Origin of the sequence: Streptomyces sp. SPB162 (assembly GCF_029504575.1) — a bacterium.
Classification (GTDB): domain Bacteria; phylum Actinomycetota; class Actinomycetes; order Streptomycetales; family Streptomycetaceae; genus Actinacidiphila.
The window spans coordinates 2,994,806-3,011,533 of the sequence record NZ_JAQFII010000001.1 but is presented as its reverse complement, the minus strand read 5'-3'; the positions used below and the strand labels follow the sequence as shown (position 1 = coordinate 3,011,533).

At 73.7% G+C, this 16,728-nt stretch carries 7 protein-coding genes and 3 pseudogenes; 2 read left to right on the top strand and 8 right to left on the bottom strand.

Features of this window, described 5'->3' with window-relative positions:
- Positions 1–25: 25 nt before the first annotated feature.
- The 8 genes and pseudogenes from M2266_RS13705 to M2266_RS13675 form a co-directional block, all read right to left on the bottom strand.
- A complete protein-coding gene (locus M2266_RS13705; protein ID WP_277438449.1) occupies positions 26–1,303 on the bottom strand; it encodes a serine/threonine-protein kinase in 1,278 nt (425 codons plus the stop codon).
- A gap of 177 nt (positions 1,304–1,480) precedes the next feature.
- Complete coding sequence (locus tag M2266_RS13700; protein ID WP_277438448.1) at positions 1,481–2,098, bottom strand: class I SAM-dependent methyltransferase; 618 nt, start codon at positions 2,096–2,098, stop codon at positions 1,481–1,483.
- Positions 2,099–2,279: 181 nt separating this feature from the next.
- Positions 2,280–4,736: a CDP-glycerol glycerophosphotransferase family protein gene (locus M2266_RS13695; RefSeq protein WP_346780890.1), complete on the bottom strand. Its 2,457-nt coding sequence runs from the start codon at positions 4,734–4,736 to the stop codon at positions 2,280–2,282.
- A gap of 652 nt (positions 4,737–5,388) precedes the next feature.
- Positions 5,389–5,739, bottom strand: a pseudogene (locus tag M2266_RS32330) (glycosyltransferase family 2 protein); the annotation flags it as partial.
- Between the two features lie 169 nt (positions 5,740–5,908).
- A complete protein-coding gene (locus tag M2266_RS13690) occupies positions 5,909–6,760 on the bottom strand; it encodes a carbohydrate ABC transporter permease (protein WP_277438447.1) in 852 nt (283 codons plus the stop codon).
- Positions 6,757–8,109: a sugar ABC transporter permease gene (locus tag M2266_RS13685; protein ID WP_277438446.1), complete on the bottom strand. Its 1,353-nt coding sequence runs from the start codon at positions 8,107–8,109 to the stop codon at positions 6,757–6,759. The genes M2266_RS13690 and M2266_RS13685 overlap by 4 nt, the downstream gene beginning before the upstream one ends.
- A 7-nt stretch (positions 8,110–8,116) precedes the next feature.
- A complete protein-coding gene (locus M2266_RS13680; protein ID WP_277438445.1) occupies positions 8,117–9,499 on the bottom strand; it encodes an extracellular solute-binding protein in 1,383 nt (460 codons plus the stop codon).
- Positions 9,500–9,715: 216 nt separating this feature from the next.
- Positions 9,716–12,901 carry an FtsK/SpoIIIE domain-containing protein gene (locus tag M2266_RS13675; RefSeq protein ID WP_277438444.1) on the bottom strand — a complete coding sequence of 1,062 codons (3,186 nt, stop codon included), beginning with the start codon at positions 12,899–12,901 and terminating at the stop codon, positions 9,716–9,718.
- Positions 12,902–13,373: 472 nt separating this feature from the next.
- Between M2266_RS13675 and M2266_RS13670 the strand changes: the two are divergent.
- Positions 13,374–15,054, top strand: a pseudogene (locus M2266_RS13670) (protein kinase).
- Positions 15,055–15,363: 309 nt separating this feature from the next.
- Positions 15,364–16,578 (top strand): annotated as a pseudogene (locus M2266_RS13665) (serine/threonine-protein kinase); the annotation flags it as partial.
- Positions 16,579–16,728 lie beyond the last annotated feature (150 nt).

The window sequence follows — 16,728 nt, the reverse complement described above, 5'->3', positions numbered from 1 at the left end:
CCGGCGTCGCGCTGTCGGTGAGGCGTCAGCGGGTGGTCGCCGGTGGGGACGGGCCCGGCGACGGCTGCCCGGAAGTGGTGGGCGCGGGAGGGGACGGTGCCGGGTCGTGGCCGCTGTTGCGCAGGAAGGCGAAGGTCAGGGTCACCGCGAGGAGCAGCGCGACGATGCTGCCGGCGATCGCGAGGAGCGTCTGCTGCCGGTACGTGCCGCCCACCGGCGCGACATCGGGTGTGGCGGTGCCCCAGTTGGACCAGGTGGCGACGACCGGACCGAAGAGGTTGCCCGGCGAGACCCCGGGGACGGGGTCGTCCGGCGGTGCGTCGGATGTCAGGGGTTCCGGAGCGGGCGGCCGCCGGGCCGCGGCGGTGCGCCGCGCTATCTCCGCGGTCAGCCGCTCCGGCAGCCAGTCCGTGAAGTCGCGCACCGGCCGCCCGGCCGCCCGCTCGCACAGCTCGGCCAGCTCGGCGGCCGTGGGCCGGTCGGCGGGATCGGCGGCCAGACAGCGTTCCAGCACCGGCCGCAGCACGTCCGGGTAGCCGGACAGGTCCGGCGGCCGGCGGGCCGTGTTGGCGATCCGGGTGGCGATGCTCACGGGACCGCCGGGGCCGCCCTCGCCGTACGGATGGCGACCCGACGCGGCGACGGCGGCGACCAGGCCCAGCGAGAAGACGTCGGTCGCGGGGGTGAGGGCGTCCCCGCCGGCGTGCTCGGGAGACATGTACTGCGGGGCCGCGACGAGGCCCGTGCCGCGCGTCAGCCGCGTGGACTGCGCGGCTCCGGCGAGGCCGTAGTCCGCCAGCCAGGGACCGTCGTCGCCCAGCAGGACGTTGCCCGGCTGGAGATCGCGGTGGACGATCCCGCAGCCGTGCACCGCGCGCAGCCCCCCGGCCACACAGCCGGTCAGCTGCAGGACGGCGGTGGGCGGCAGCGGCCCGAAGACGGCGAGCGCGTCGTCGAGGGAGAGGCCCGGTATGTAGGCGGTGGCCAGCCAGGGCCGGTCACCGGTGGAGTCGTGCCCGACGACCGGGACGACGTGGTAGCCCCGCACGTCCAGCGCGGCCCGCACGTCCGACTGGAAGCGCCTGCGGAACCCCTCGTCGCGCGCGTACTCCCGGCGGACCACTTTCAGGGCGACGGGCTGCCCACCCGGAGCGTGCGACAGGTAGACCGCGCCCAGGCCGCCCTCGCCGATCCTGGCGAGCAGCCGGTATCCGGCGATCTCGCGGGGATCCTCCGGCCGCAGCGCGCCGAGCGCACCGGGAGCGTCACCGTTGACGCTGTCGTTGCTGGCGATGTCCGGCACCCCCGATAGGCGATCGAAGGACGATGCTATCGGTGCGAACTCCTGTCCCTGGCACAGGAATCCGGCCATGAGCGGACGCTCCGCGCTCGCGTGCGCGCGGCGCCGGAACGCACGGCGCCCCCGTCGTCCCGGTGGACCGGGAGGGCGGGGGCGCGGAGGGTTCGCGGTACGGCCGGATCAGGCCGCCGGAGCCGAGGAGACCAGGACGAACTCGTTGTAGGGGAAGACCTTCCCGGCGGCGCGGGGGAACGGGAAGGAGTACGCGCGCCGCGTGGTCAGACCCGCCTCGGCGGCGTAGGCCCGCAGTTCCTCGAAGCCGATGAAGCGCACATGCGTGGCGTCCGTGCGGTAGCCGGCCTCCTGCGGGGTGATGAGGACCACCGAGCCGCCGGGCTTCACGTACGGCAGGTACTGGGTGAGCAGACCGGACGCCACGTCCTCGTCCAGGTGCTCCAGCACGTGCGCGCACAGCAGGCTGTCGAAGGAGCCGGGCCCGCAGTCCGCCGCCTCGGCCAGTTCCTCCGGGGTGTACGCGGTCAGGCCGCGCTCACGGGCGATCGCCACCGACGTCGGGTTGTGGTCCACACCCACGCTGTCCGGACCGCAGTTCTGCAGGTTCCGGCCCAGCCCGCACCCGATGTCGAGCACCCGGCCCAGCTTCAGACGGCGCAGGTTCCAGCGGTACGGGGCCTGCGTGGGAAGCAGCCGCTTGATACCGGCCTTTTCCAGGGTCGCCAGACGTTCGGTGTAGCCGGCGTCGGCGGTGCTCTTGCGGTCCTGCGAAGTGTCGGACATCAGCCGGAGTAGCTTTCTCTGGGATGCGGGAAGAACGCTGGGTGACGACAGGCGGCCCGGCCCGGGGACCGCCGTGGGCGATCCTGTCTGAGTCGACCTGGACGGAAGGCGGTGTCCGTGAACGCTAGCAGCGCGGCGAACGCGAACACCAGGGCCGATGGGCACGGCGGAGTGCCGGACCTCAGGCGCGATCGGAAAGTAGCAGGTCAGCGACCCTGGAGGCGGCCAGACCGTCATCCAGGGGGCAGAAGGCGGTATGGAAACGGGCGTACCTCTCCGCACTCTCGCGGGTGACGGAGTCCAGATCCCGCAGTGCGCCGATCAGGTCGTCGGTGCCGCGCAGGAGCGGTCCGGGCGCCCGGCCCTCGAAATCGAGGTAGAAGCCGCGGACGGTGTCCCGGTAGTGGTCCAGGTCCGGCGTGAGGAACAGCATGGGGCGCCCGGTGTTCGCGAAGTCCGTCATGACGGACGAGTAGTCGGTGACGAGGACGTCCGCGACCAGCAGCAGCTCCGCGAGGTCCGGGTAGCCGGACACGTCGCGGGCGAACCCGCCGCCGTTGACCGGAACCCGGTCCGCGACCAGCGGGTGCGCGCGCACCAGGAGCACGTGGTCGGCGGCGAGCGCCGACTCGGCGGCGGCCAGGTCCAGAGCCAGGTCCAGCCGGTAGTGCCGGTCGTCGTACACCCGGTCGTCACGCTGCGTCGGGGCGTACAGGACGACCCGCTTGCCCGCCGGCAGGCCGAGCCGGTTGCGGACCTCCTCGGCGAGCTTGTCCCGGTCGTCGGCGAAGAGCACGTCGGTGCGCGGCAGCCCGGTCTCGACGACCTCGCCGTCGTAACCGAGCGCCTGGCGCAGCAGCGGGGTGCTGTACGGGTTCGGGGAGATCAGCACGTCCCACTGGTGACCGCGGCCGGGCTGCGGCCACAGGTGGGGCAGGTCGGCGCACAGGGTTCCGGCCAGGTCGTGCCCGATGCGCTTGAGGGGCGTGCCGTGCCACGTCTGCAGGACCCGCTGGCCGTTGCGCCGCTCGAACCAGGCGGGCAGGTGGGTGTTGGTGACGAGGTGACGGGTGCGGGCGAGCGCCTCATGCCACGCCGCGCTGCCGTGGATGACGGCACGGGCCGTCGGAGGCAGCTGCACGCGGGCGTCGCGGACCACCCACAGGTGGTCCAGGGCGGCGTCCCGGCGCACCAGCTCCTCGTGCACGGCGCGCGGCGAGTCCGAATACTGGCGGCCCTCGAAGCTGCTGTAGAGGACGGTGTCGCGCAGCGCGCGGGCGCGGGACCGCGGATAGTGCCGCTCGCGCAGCAGCCGCCCGCGGTAGGGGCCGCGGTCCTCCGGCGCCACGGCGGGGCCGGCGTCGAGGAACAGCCGGTCGTGGCGGTGCCGGTCGAGTGCGAGGTCGCCGCCGGCGAGGAGGAGGGGGAGGGCGGGGAAGGCGGAGGGGGCCACATGGACGGGGGTTTCGGCGTCCGCCGTGCGGCGTTCGGCGTCTTCGGCGGCTTTCGTGCGCAGGTGGAGGTGCCAGCGGCCCTCGGCCGGCGCTGCCTCCACCGGCCGGAAGGTGATGCTGAAGCGGTCCCCGTGCGAGGTGACCGGGAAGACGGTCCGCGCCCGGTGCGTGCCGTGCCGCAGCACCAGTTCGGCGCCCGCGGCGGTCGCGGCCGGCAGTTCGCCCTCGATGAGGAGCGAGCCGTCCGCCAGCACCTCCACGTGGTCGGCCACCGGTCGGGGCGTGCGGTCCCGCAGCTCCAGGTCGCCGGCCGGGGTGGCCCCGAGCACCAGCTCACGGCCGGGGCCGCCGGCGTAACGGCCCTGGGGCGCGGACGGGTCGACGGCGATCCGGGTCGATCCGTCGGTCAGGGTGAAGGCGACGTCCCACACCACGCTGCCCCCGGGGGCTTCGGGGGCTTCGTGGGCCTCCGCGTCGAAGGCGGCACGGGCGGCCGTCAGGTCGGCGAGGGAGAACCTGGAGGTGACGACGCTGCCGGGCTGCCCCGCGGGATCGGCCGGGCGGCAGACGGCGGGGTACTCGAGGAACGTGCCGGAGGCACGATGCGTCAGCCGCAGGGTGTGCGGCTGCTCCTTGCCCCCGTTGAGGGTGCGGAGTTCGACGGTGTCGTCGTCCAGCGCCCGGTGGCCGGCGAGCCGGACGTCGACCGGTTCGACGCCCAGCCGCAGCCGGCCCGCGTCGAAGGACGGGACGAGGCGCATCCCGTCGCCCAGGGGGAGCGGTGCCGGAGAGGCGGCCGAGCCGGTGTCCCCCGCGCGCACCTCGGTGGTCCTGACGACGCCGGAGGTCGCCACGGTGACGCCGATCCGCCACTGGCCGGCACTCCACCGCCCGCCGCGGCGCAGCCGCGCGGGGTCGACGGTGATCTCGAAGCCGGACCAGTCGTAGCAGTGCTGCTCCTGGTCCGAGGCGTCCGTGGCCTCCGGGGCCGGCACGGTTCGCAGGGGGAGCAGGAGCCTGCGGCGGCCCGAGGTCAGCACCGCGGCCTTCAGGGACCTGCGCCGGACGGACGCGTCCAGGTTCCGGATGTACGCGTAGCCCCTGAGGACGAGTTTGCCGTCCTGCCAGCGCGTTTCGAGGAGCCGCGACCGTACGGGGAGGTCGGCCGCGGACAGCGCGGCCACGTCGTGCGGCAGCCCGGATCATGCCACCGGCGCCCGCGGCGACGGGGATCTCGGCGCGCCTGCGGAACGGGGGGCCGGTGACGGCGAAGCCGCCGTGGTTGCGCGCCTCGTGCGCCAGCAGGGCGAGCAGGTCGTCGAGCCTGCCCTCGCGGACGAGGTGATACCTGATCCGCAGTGCCACCGGGAGTTCGCCGTGGAGCGCGGGGTCGACACGGGCGAGGAAGTCCCGGGCGCGGTCCATGAAGACCTCCCGGTACTCGGGGCCGGCCGCCGGCAGCGCCGTCGCGCAGTCCGGCAGGTCATCGGCGAGGACGGAGCGGTCGTAGAGCTTCTTGCGTGCCGGTGCCGACGTGTCGAGGAAACGGCTGACGCCGTCGACGGCGGCGAAGCGGTCCCGGAGGTCCTGGACGTCGGTGCGGCGAACGGTCGAACGGCGGCTGCCCCGTTCGCCTTTGCGCTCGTGCAGGACGTCGACGGTCTCGGCGAGGACATGCGCGCGGATCGTGACCGCGCTGTCCTCGTGGCGGACGTCTTCGGGGAAGGCGAGCGCGTGCCGGTCCCAGAAGGTGCGACGGAACACCTTGTTCGTCGCCGAACGGTCCGCCCACGGCGCGGTTCCGGTGCCGACGGCCGGGAAGGCGGTCGCGAACTCCGCGCCCGAGCGGTCCAGCAGGGTCACCAACTTCTCGTACCAGCGCGGCGGGAGGGTGTCGTCACCGTCGAGGAAGGTCAGGTACGTGGTGCGGGGATCCGCCTGCCCGGCTCCGGCGTTGCGCGCGTGACCGAGGCCCCGGGTCTCCGGACGGGCGGCCCGGACCAGGCGGAAGCGCCGGTCTCTCTCGGCGAACCGCCGCGCGATCTCCGGGGTGCGGTCCGCGGGACCGTCGTCGACCATCACCACGTCGAGGGCGTCCAGCGTCTGCTCCGCGACCGACCGGAGGCAATCCTCCAGATACCGCTCGACGTTGTGGACGGGGACGACGACGGTCAGTCGGGGCGTCATACGGTGGCTCGGGCCTTTCGGGCGGGGTTGGGTGCAGGGGACGGGCTCTTCGAGCCCGTCCCCTCCCGTCGCCGGTCCTGCGCGACCCGGCGTGGCTGCCTGCTCCACACAGCGTAGCCGGTCGCATGCCCTGAGTGATGGCGCGCCGCCCCGCGCCCACTGACCGCGGCTACTTCACGGCGCCGGCCATCACCCCCGAGACGAACTGCCGCTGGAAGGCGAAGAACACCACGAGCGGGACGACCATGGACACGAACGCGCCCGGCGCGAGGATGTCGATGTTGCTGCCGAACTGCCGGACCTGCTGCTGCAGGGCGACGGTGATCGGCTGCGAGTCGCTGTCGGCGAAGATCAGCGCCACCAGCATGTCGTTCCACACCCACAGGAACTGGAAGATGCCCAGCGAGGCGATGGCGGGGCCGCCCAGCGGCATGATCACGGTGGTGAAGAGCCGCAGCTCGCCGGCTCCGTCCAGCCGCGCCGCCTCCAGCAGTTCGCGCGGGATCTCGGCGAAGAAGTTTCGCAGCAGGAAGATCGCGAACGGCAGGCCGAAGGCGGTGTGGAAGAGCACGACACCGGTGATGTCGCCGAAGATGCCGATCTTCCCGAAGAGCTGGGCGACCGGGATCAGCGCCACCTGGACGGGGACCACCAGCAGCCCCACCACGGCCAGGAACCACCAGTCGCGGCCGCGGAAGTCCATCCACGCGAAGGCGTAGCCGGCCAGCGAGCCGATGACGACGACGAGCAGCGTGGTGGGGACGGTGATCAGGATGGTGTTGAGCAGCGAGTTGACGACGGTGTCGTTGCTGAGCAGCGACTTGTAGTTGGAGACGGTGAGCTCGGAGGGCGCGCTGAACACCTTCCACCAGCCGGACGCCGCGATGTCCGTGGGGTCGCGCAGGGAGGACAGCAGGAGGCCGATGGTCGGCAGCAGCCAGAAGAGCGCGACCACGATGAGGAAGACGCGTACCGCGCCCCCGCTGACCCAGGAGGCGAGTTTCGCCGCGATCGCGCTCATCGTCGTGCCTCTCTGCGCAGCCGCCGGATATTGAAGATCATCACGGGCAGGACGAGCAGCAGCAGGAGGACGCCGATCGCACTGCCGACGCCCTGGTCGTTGCCACCGCCGAAGGACTTCAGGTACAGCTGCAGAGCGAGCACGTTGGCGTCGTTCTGCGAGGCGCCGGGCGCGATGATGTAGACGAGGTCGAAGATCTTCAGCACGTTGATCATCAGCGTGATGAGGACCACCACCAGCACCGGTGCCAGCAGCGGCACGGTGATCTTCCGGAACACCTGCCACTCGTTCGCGCCGTCCACCCGGGCCTGCTCCAGCAGTTCCCGCGGCACGCCCGCCAGGCCGGCCGCGATCAGCACCATCGCGAACCCCGCCCACATCCAGATGTAGGAGACGATGATCGACGGCGTGACCAGGCTCGGACCGAGCCAGTCCACCCCGTTGTACTGGGTGGCGAAGTTGGACGCGGGCAGCCGCAGATTGGCCCCGGCGGCCGAGGCCGGCAGCGTGAACGTGCCGTCGTCACCGGACTTCGCCGACGCGACCACCTTCCCGTCCTTCACCGCCTCGACCTTGACGCCGGGCAGCGCCTTCTCGCCCGGGTCGATCGCACCGGCCTTCCCGCCGCCACCGGCCTTGAAGTCCAGCCACACGGTGCCCGAGACCCCGCCGTCCGCGGCGGGCGCGGCCGCCTTCGCGTCCTGCGCGTCGCCCGGGATCTTGTTCGGCGGGATCCCGATCAGCGGCAGCGCCGCCGACGTGCCCGGCTGCGCCTGCGCCTTGGTGGTGAACGAGCCGCCGGCCGTCGGCGCGAGATCCGCGTTCGGACGCGGTCGGGCACCCGGATAGGCGGACGCCTCGGCGAACGTGTCGTGGATCCCGACCACGACGGCGTTGGCGACGCCGCGGTCGGGATCGTTCTCGTACACCAGCCGGAAGATGATCCCCGCGGCCAGCATCGAGATCGCCATCGGCATGAAGACGACGAGCTTGAACGCCGTTCCCCAGGAGACCCGTTCGGTCAGCACCGCGAAGATCAGGCCCAGCACGGTGGCCACCACCGGAGCGACGATCACCCAGATGGCGTTGTTCTTGACGGCCGTCAGATTGGCGTGGTCGGTGAAGACCTCGCCGAAGTTCTTCAGGCCGACGAACGCCGAGTTGTCCGCGTCGAAGAAGCTGCGCTGGACGGTGTACCCGATCGGGTACACCACCAGCGCGCCCAGCAGCAGCAGCGCGGGCAGCAGGAAGGCCAGCGCCACCCCGGGGCGGGTGCCCAGCAGACTCTTGCGCTTCACGGGGGGTGGGCCGGCCGCGGCCGCGCCCCCCGTGGTCACCGTCGAGGCCATCGGCGCCTCAGTTCTTGTACGCCTTGGCGGCGTCCGCTTCGAGTTTGGCCTGCGCGCCCGCCACGTCGGTGGGCTTCACCAGGAAGTCCTGCAGGTCCTTCCACTCGCCCTCGCCCTTGGTGCCGCCGAAGGCGGCGGGTGCCTGGTCGGACATGTCGAAGCGGAAGTCGTCGCCCGCCGAGATCAGCGCCTGCGCGATCTTCCGGGAGACGTCGTCGGGGTAGGCCGCCACGTCCAGCGACTTGTTCGGCGACACGTATCCGCCGGACGACGCCCACACCTTCGCCGCGTCGGTCGAGGCGAGGAAGGTCAGCAGCGCCTGGGCACCCTTGCCGTCCTTCAGGATCACCGCGACGTCACCACCGCTGACCACCGGCGCCTTGCCGCTGCCGACGGCCGGGAAGGGGAACACCTTGGCGTCGGTACCGACCTTCGCCTTGGTGCTGGAGGAGATCACCGCGGCGGAGAAGTCGCCCTCGTAGACCATCGCGGCGCCCGGCGGGGTGCCGGTGAACGTCTGCGAGATCGACTTCGGGAAGTCGGTCTGCAGAGCGCCGGTCTGGCCACCCGCGACCAGGTCCTTCTTGCCGAAGAGCCCGGCGAGCGTGGTCAGCGCGTCCTTGACGGACGGGTCGGTCCACTTGATCTTGTGCTGGGCGAGCTGGTCGTACTTCTCGGGGCCCGCCTGGCTGAGGTAGACGTTCTCGAACCAGTCGGTCAGGGTCCAGCCGTCGGCGCCGCCGACCGATACCGGCGGTGTGCCCGACTCGAAGACGGTCTCCGCCGCCTTGAGGAAGTCGTCCCAGGTCTTCGGCTCGCTGACCCCCGCCTGCTGGAAGGCCGCGGCGTTGTACCAGACCAGCGACTTGTTGGCGGCCTTGGCGTAGACCCCGTACTGCTTGCCCTGGTAGGCGCCGAGGTCCTGCCAGCCCTTCGAGAAGTTCTTGGTCAGCTGGGCCTGGGCCTCGGGGCCGATCGGCTTGATCCACCCCTTGTCCGCGAACTGGTGCAACACGCCGACCTGCGGCAGGAACGCCACGTCCGGCGGCGCCCCGCCCTGGATCTTCGTCCCCAGGAAGGTGGAGGTGCTGTCACCGGTCGGGACGAACGTGACCGTCGCGCCGGTGCGCTTCTGGAACTCGTCCAGCACCTTCCGGAAGTTCTTCTGCTCGGCGCCGGTCCACACCGCGGCCACCTCGAGCTTCTGGCCCTTCAGATCCGGCAACTGGAGCCCTGACGACGACGCCGACGGAGCGCCGGAGGACGGCCCCGCGTCCTTCTTGTCATCACTGCCGCAGCCGGCCGCGGTGAGCGCCAGTGCGGCGGCCGTCACCACGGCCAGCGCGGTTCGTGCCTGGTGGTTGTGCGTGCGCGTGCTGAATGTACGCATCTGCTCATCCCCTCGGTCCGGTCCGTCTGTCCTACGCCCGCGCGGAACGGCGACGCAAGGGCATGAGCGGGGTATAGGGGGTGATCGTGACCTTGACGTGATGCGGCGTCAGCGGGGTTTGAACACGCGAATTCTGGGCCCCCCGGGCGAACCGCCGAGCCGGCGGTTCGCGCGGGCGCCCGCGGTCGCGCATCCGTCACATCCGCCGCGCATCCGTCACATCAGGGGTCGGGGCAGGGCCGCCCCCGCGGACTCGGCGGCCCGCTGCAGAGCGCTGGCGAGCAGCGCCAGGTCTGTCGGTCCGTTGCCGAGTTCGCGCAGCGGGCGCCGCGTGGGCGGGTCGCCCATCCGTTCCCACTCCAGCGGCACGACCGTGGGCCGCAACGTCGCCGTACGGGGGATGCGTCCGCTGACCCGGCCCGCCTGGAACGGCGCCACCGCGCCGCCGGGACGGCGCAGATAGCCGCGCCCCGGCACCGCCTCGTCGAGACCCGCCGGGTCCTCGACGTGGACGAGCAGGGCGGCCGACGCGGGATCCTCGGTGCGCAGCGCGATCCGCAGCCGCGACCGTTCGTCCGCCTCGGTCCCCGAGGTGCGCTCCGGGCGCCCGGTCGACGCGACCAGGTGCACCCCGAGCCGCTCGCCCTCGCGCGCCACCGCCTCCAGCGCCCGCACGACGGAACCGGCCGCGGGGCGGCCCGGGCTGCCGAGCCCCGGCGCGACCAGCGCGTCGAAGTCGTCGACCACGATCACCAGCCGGGGGAGCGCGGCGTCACTGCGGGTCTGGACGCGCAGCGCGCCCTGCTCGGACGGCTTGCGGCCGTCACCCCGCGAGCCGTCGCCCCGCAGCCCGTCGCCGCGCGCCGCCGACTGCCGGGGCAAGGTCACCAGCCGGTCCGCGTGCCACTGCGCGAAACCCTGGCCGCCCAGCAGCTCCTCGCGGCGCTTGAGCTCCGCGCCGAGCGCCTGGGCGAACTCGCGCATGCGGGTGGGGTCGGACGCCGCCAGGTACGTCGAGACGTGCGGCAGGTCGGTGACCGCGCGCAGGCCTTCGCCGCGTTCGGTGCCCGCGCCGTCGACCAGGACCAGCGCCAGCCGGTCCGGCCGCTCGGCGGCGGCTAGCGCGGAGGCGATCGAGCGCAGCAGCTCGGTCTTCCCCGAGCCGGCGGCGCCGCCCACCATCAGATGCGGTCCCTCGGCCGTCAGGTCCACGACGACCTTGCCGCCGGAGCCGGTGCCCAGCACCGCCAGCGCCCGTCCCCCGGCCCGTGCGTACCCGGTGAGGGCCGGCCGGTCGGTTTCCCGGGCTTCGTGTCCCGGCCGGCCGGTCTCCTGTTCGTCCGAGGTGCCGTCCCAGCGGGTGGTGATCTTCGCGGGGGTGGCCAGCGCCAGATCCAGCGCGTCCAGCAGCCGCACGGCACGCGGAAGCGCGTTGCGGGCGCGCGGCGCCGCCGTGTCCGTCTCCCGAAGTGGCGCGAGCGCCCGCGCGAAGCGCTCCGCCCACGCGGGCGACACCGCGTCCACGACGACCTGCGCCGGCCCGTACGGATCCATCCGCAGGGTCGTCGCCACATCACCGGACAGCTGGGCGACGGCGCCGCACTCCGTCGCGAGCCGGTCCGGCGCCTCGGCCAGACACAGCACGTGCACGCCGACGGAGGGACCCACGGCGGCTATCCGGCCGAGGGTGTCGCGCAGCGTCGCGGAGCCGGGGTCGCCGTCCACGACGACGAGGGTGAACGGGCCCTCGCGGCGGGCCGCGGCCTCAGCGACGGCTTCCGGCGCGGCTCCGGCCCAGCCGGAGCCCAGCGGCCCCTCCTCCAGCCGGCGGGCGAGCTCGGTGATCCGCGCCGCCGCCTGCTCGCGGTCGAGGGCGAGCAGCAGCCGGCAGTCCTGGCCGTGCGCCGGACGCAGCTGCGGCAGCCAGTTGAGCCAGGACCACTCGTCGGCCCGCTGCTCGGCGCCGCGGGAGCGGTCCGCACTGATCAGGACGAGCTCAAGCGTGCTGGGGGAGTGCAGCGCGCAGGCCTGCGCCAGCACCGCGCGGGCCAGCCCGACCAGCCGGGGCCGGGGGCCGGCGAGGCCGAGCGCGAAGGTGTGCGGATCGCGCAGGTCGACAGTGAAGGGGACGGAGCGCAGGGTGCCCGCGCCGTCCTCCGACGGCAGATCGGCGGTGCCCAGCCGCAGCGTCAACGCGTCCGGATGGTCGGGTCCGCGCTCCCACAGCCTGCGGCCCGGACCGAGCGCGGTGAGCAGCACGGTGGCCGGGTCGGGCCAGCGCTCGCGCAGCGCGGCCGCCTCGGCGGACAGCCGGGCGCCGTCCGCGCCCTGGGCCGCCGCGCCGCTCCGGCCGGCCGCCAGCCGCCGGGCCCAGGCTCCTATGGTCCCCGCGACCCGCCCGCCACCGGGCTGCGGAGGCTGCGGCGGGCGGGGGACCCGCACCGTGTCGTCCGGCCGCAGCCGTTCGCCGCGGCCGTACGTCACGGCCTCATCCGACCCCGCGGCGCGGTCGTCCGCGTAGCCGTGCGAACCGCTGTGCGGGGTGTCGAGCCGGCGGGAGGGCGGGACGGGGTTCCGGGCGGGCGGGCGCGGCGGCTGCGGCGGCTGCGGCGAACCGGGGGGCGTTTCGGAAGCCGGGTGGCCGGCGGGCGCGAACTGCGGGCGGGGGCCGGGTTGCGGGGCGGAGCCGTGGCCGCCGCCCGCCCGTGCCGCTCCGCCGGCCCGTCCGGCCGCGCTCGCGCTCCCGGTGGGGAGGGCGACCCGTAGATGGCCCTCACTGTCGGGCGCCGCCGGGAGGGCGGCCTCGCGCGGGCCGGGTTCCACATGGAGGGTGGATTCGCCGATCCGCAGCAGGGCGCCGGGAGCCAGCGTGACCGGCCGCTCCCCGACGGGGCGGTCGTCGACGGTGGTGCCGTTGGTCGAGCCGAGGTCGGCTACGGTCACCCGGCCGTCGGCGGCGACGGTGACCGCGCAGTGCAGCCGGGAGACGTCGGGGTCGTCCAGCGGGACGTCGGCCTCGGCAGAGCGGCCGATCCTGACCTGACCGCCCTGCAGCAGATGGACGCCGCCGGAGTCGGGACCGCCGACGACGCACAGCCGGGCCGGGGCGGACGTGCCCGACGGCGGCTCCGCGTGCTGCTCGGCGGGGGTGTGCAGGGACAGCACGGCGCCGTCCACGAGGGGTGGCATGCCGAGCAGGGAGCCGGGGTCGAGCCGCTCGGCGCCCGAGTAGAGCGCGACGGAGGAGCCCGAGGAGCGCGCGGGCCGGCCGTCGCCGGCGCCGGACGCGAGCGCTCCGGAAACGGCGCTCAGCGCGGTGCCCGCGGGCGCGGTGACCAGCACGTCGCAGGTGCGTCCCGCTCGGCCGCTGCGCGGCCCGAGGACGGTCAGCCGGATCTGCATCTCGTCCGCGGTCCCTTCTGCCCGGATGCCTGGCAGGAAGCTCCCCACCGCGCACGGGCGCGTCGACACGTACAAGCACAAGCGGGCGGGCCCCTGTTGCCCCGTCACACCCGTACGGGATGCATCCTCCCACCTGCCACCGACAACCCGCCCCCGGTCCTGACAGTAGTGATCTTGAATGATCAGTTGTTGACCGGAAAGGTGCTGCTTGTCGCTATGAGAAATGATTGCGGGGCAACCAAGCAGTGGTCGGCCGCGTCCTACTCCCGAGCTCCGCACTCCGTACCTGCGGCCCCACGCGCTCACACGCGGCCACACGCGTCCCGTGTACGCGGTCGGCAGCGGGCCGCCGCGGCCGTCCGCACTACAGTTGGCACGGTCGGGCCCGACGGGTCGCGGCGGAGCAGGGATCCACCGGGTACCGCCTCCACCGGGTACCACGAAGCACCACCAAGACCAGGGAGCGCATGACGTGCGGCCGGTAGGCAGCAAGTACCTCCTCGAGGAGGTACTCGGACGCGGGGCCACGGGGACCGTCTGGCGCGCCCGGGTGCGCGACGAGGACGGCGTCGTCGCGATCAAGGTGCTCAAGGAAGAACTCGCGAGCGATCCCGACATCGTGATGCGCTTCCTGCGCGAGCGCGCCGTACTCGTACGCCTGCGTCACCCGCACATCGTCCGGGTCAGGGACCTGGTGGTCGAGGGTGATCTGCTCGCCCTGGTGATGGACCTCGTCGACGGCCCGGACCTGCACCGGTACCTCCGCGAGAACGGCCCGTTCTCGTCGGTCGGTGCCGCCCTGCTGACGGCCGCCGTCGCCGACGCGCTCGCCGCCAGCCACGCCGACGGCGGTGGTGCACCGCGACCTCAAGCCCGCCAACGTGCTGCTCGCCACCACCTACGGCGACGACGGCAGCCCGCACATGCACCCGATGCTCACCGACTTCGGCATCGCCCGTCTGGCCGATTCGCCCGGCATCACCCGCACCCACGAGTTCGTCGGCACCCCGGCCTACGTCGCGCCGGAGTCCGCGCAGGGCAAGCCGCAGACGTCCGCCGTCGACCTGTACGGCGCGGGCATCCTGCTCTACGAGCTGGTCACCGGCCGTGCGCCGTTCCGCGGCGACAACGCGCTGGAGGTGCTGCACGCGCACCTGAGCCAGGACCCGGTGCGCCCCGGCAACGTGCCGGAACCGCTGTGGACGGTCATCGAGCGCTGCCTGCGCAAGAACCCGGAAGAGCGGCCCAGCGCCGAGAACCTGGCCCGCGCGCTGCGGGTGGCCGCCGCCGGCATCGGCGTGCACGCGACCCCCGCCGAGGCGGAGGCGGCGCTCGGCGTCGCCGCGCTGCTCGGCCCCGACCTCGCGCCGACCACCGTCCCTGGCAGCGCCGACCCGACCCAGGTGCTGCCCTCGCACCGCTACGACCCGAACGGCGCGACCGGCGTGCTGCCGCTCACCGGCCCGGCCGGGCCCGGTGCCGACGGCACGCGCGTCATGCCGCCGGTGCCCGACGGGCCGCCGCAGGGCGCCCCGGACCAGCAGGGCCCGCACCCCTGGCAGTCCCAGCTCAGCGCGGCCCGCCGGCGCGGCGAGCAGACGGAGCTGCAGTACCTCGACCCGGAACAGGACCCGCTGCGGCGCAGGCCGCGACGGCAGCCCGGCGGCCAGCAGCAGGGTCAGCAGGGTCAGTACCAGCAGGGTCAGCAGGGCCAGAACCAGTACCAGCAGGGTCAGGGGCAGTACCAGCAGGGTCAGGGGCAACAGGGCCAGGGGCAGCAGGGGTACGCGCCGCAGCAGCCGTCCCGGCCGCAGCCGCGGTACCAGCAGCAGCCGCAACAGCCGCAGCAGCAGGCCCAGCCGCGCTACCAGCAGCCGCAGCCGCAGCGGTACGAGCCGCAGCGGCCGCCGGAGCCCCAGCCCCGGCGCGAACCGCGGCCGCGCGGCGCCAACCCGATGAAGATCCCGGGCCTGGGCTGCCTCAAGGGCTGTCTGACGTCGATTCTCGTACTGATCGTCATCTTTGTGGTGGTCTGGTACACCACGCCGCTCCCGGAGTGGGTCGACAGCGGCCAGAACCTCTGGGACACCACGACGGGCTGGATCAGCACCGCCTGGGACAAGGTCAACGAGGTGGCGGGGTCGGGGAACTGACCCCGGCCACGTCCCGGCGGACGTCGATCCCCCGCCCGCCACCGACCTTCCGCTGACTTTCCAGTGATCTTTCGCGTGCGCCATCCGGGTCCCGGCATGCCCGCACGCGACCCCGTCACGCGTGCGTTCGACCCCCGTATCGCGCACCATGCTGCCGACTTGTCGACACCTGGCGGGTGATTTCCGTTGCAGAAGCACACGTCACCGCACACCGGCCCCCCGAACGGCCGCCGAGCCGCGTAGTTTTGTCGCCAACGCGACAGTGCCGCCATGCGGCACGACGGACCGTCGGAGGAGTCGGAGCAGGCCTTGGCAAGGAAGATCGGCAGCCGGTACACCGCCCACCAGGTGCTGGGGCGGGGATCCGCCGGCACGGTGTGGCTGGGTGAGGGCCCCGAGGGTCCGGTCGCCATCAAACTGCTGCGCGAGGACCTCGCCTCCGACCAGGACCTCGTGGGCCGCTTCGTGCAGGAGCGCACCGCGCTGCTCTCGCTGGACCACCCGCAGATCGTCGGGATCCGCGATCTCGTCGTGGACGGCACCGACCTCGCGCTGGTCATGGACCTGGTGCGGGGCACCGACCTGCGGTCCCGCCTGGAGCGCGAGCGCCGGCTCGCCCCCGAGGCCGCCGTCGCCATCGCCGCCGACGTGGCGGACGGCCTCGCCGCCGCGCACGCGGCCGGCGTCGTGCACCGCGACGTCAAGCCCGAGAACGTGCTGCTCGACTCCGCCGCCCCCACCGGACCCGGTGGTGCGCCACCCGCGCTCCTGACGGACTTCGGCATCGCCCGCCTCGTCGACTCCCCGCGCCGGACCCGGGCCACCCGCATCATCGGCACCCCGGACTACCTCGCCCCCGAGATCATCGAGGGCCTCCCGCCGCGCGCGAGTGTCGACATTTATGCCCTGGCGACCGTGCTCTACGAATTGCTGGCCGGTTTCACGCCGTTCGGCGGCGGTCACCCCGGCGCCGTGCTGCGCCGCCACGTGACCGAGACCGTCGCACCGCTGCCGGACATCCCCGACGAGCTGTGGCAGCTCCTCGCGCAGTGCCTCGCCAAGTCGCCCGCGTCCCGGCTCACCGCCGGTGAGCTGGGTGAACGCCTGCGGGACCTGCTGCCGCGGCTGGCCGGCCTGCCGCCGATCGACGTGGACGCGCCGGACGAGCACCCGGCCGATGCCGACGACGACACCCCGTACGAGCAGGACATCGGGCTGTTCGAGCCCCCGAGCCACCGCGGCGCCGTGCCGCTGGTGCGCGGCGCGGCCCCCGACTCCAGCCGCGACACCCATACGAGCATGAAGCTGCCCTCCGCCGAGGAGCTGGCGGCGTACGGCCGGGGCGCCCGCTCCGGCGGCGGTCCGGGCGGCGCCGGGGCGGCCGCCGGCCGTCCCGCGAGCCCGCGGCACCGCGCTGTCTCCGACGCCGTGCGCCGCCGCCGGGTGCGGGTGGGCGCGGCGGCCGCCGCCGCGCTGGTCGTCGCGGGGCTGGGCGGCTGGGGCGTCGCCTCGCTGAGCGGTGATTCCGGGCCGAAGGCCCCGGCGGACAACGACCACCCCAGCACCGCCCCGCCCACCACGCACCCCACCGCGCCCACCGCGGGCGCCGCCTCACCCCAGGGCTCGGTCGGCGCCCCGGTCGAGCTGCCGCGCTGGTCCGCGTTCAGCGCGGTG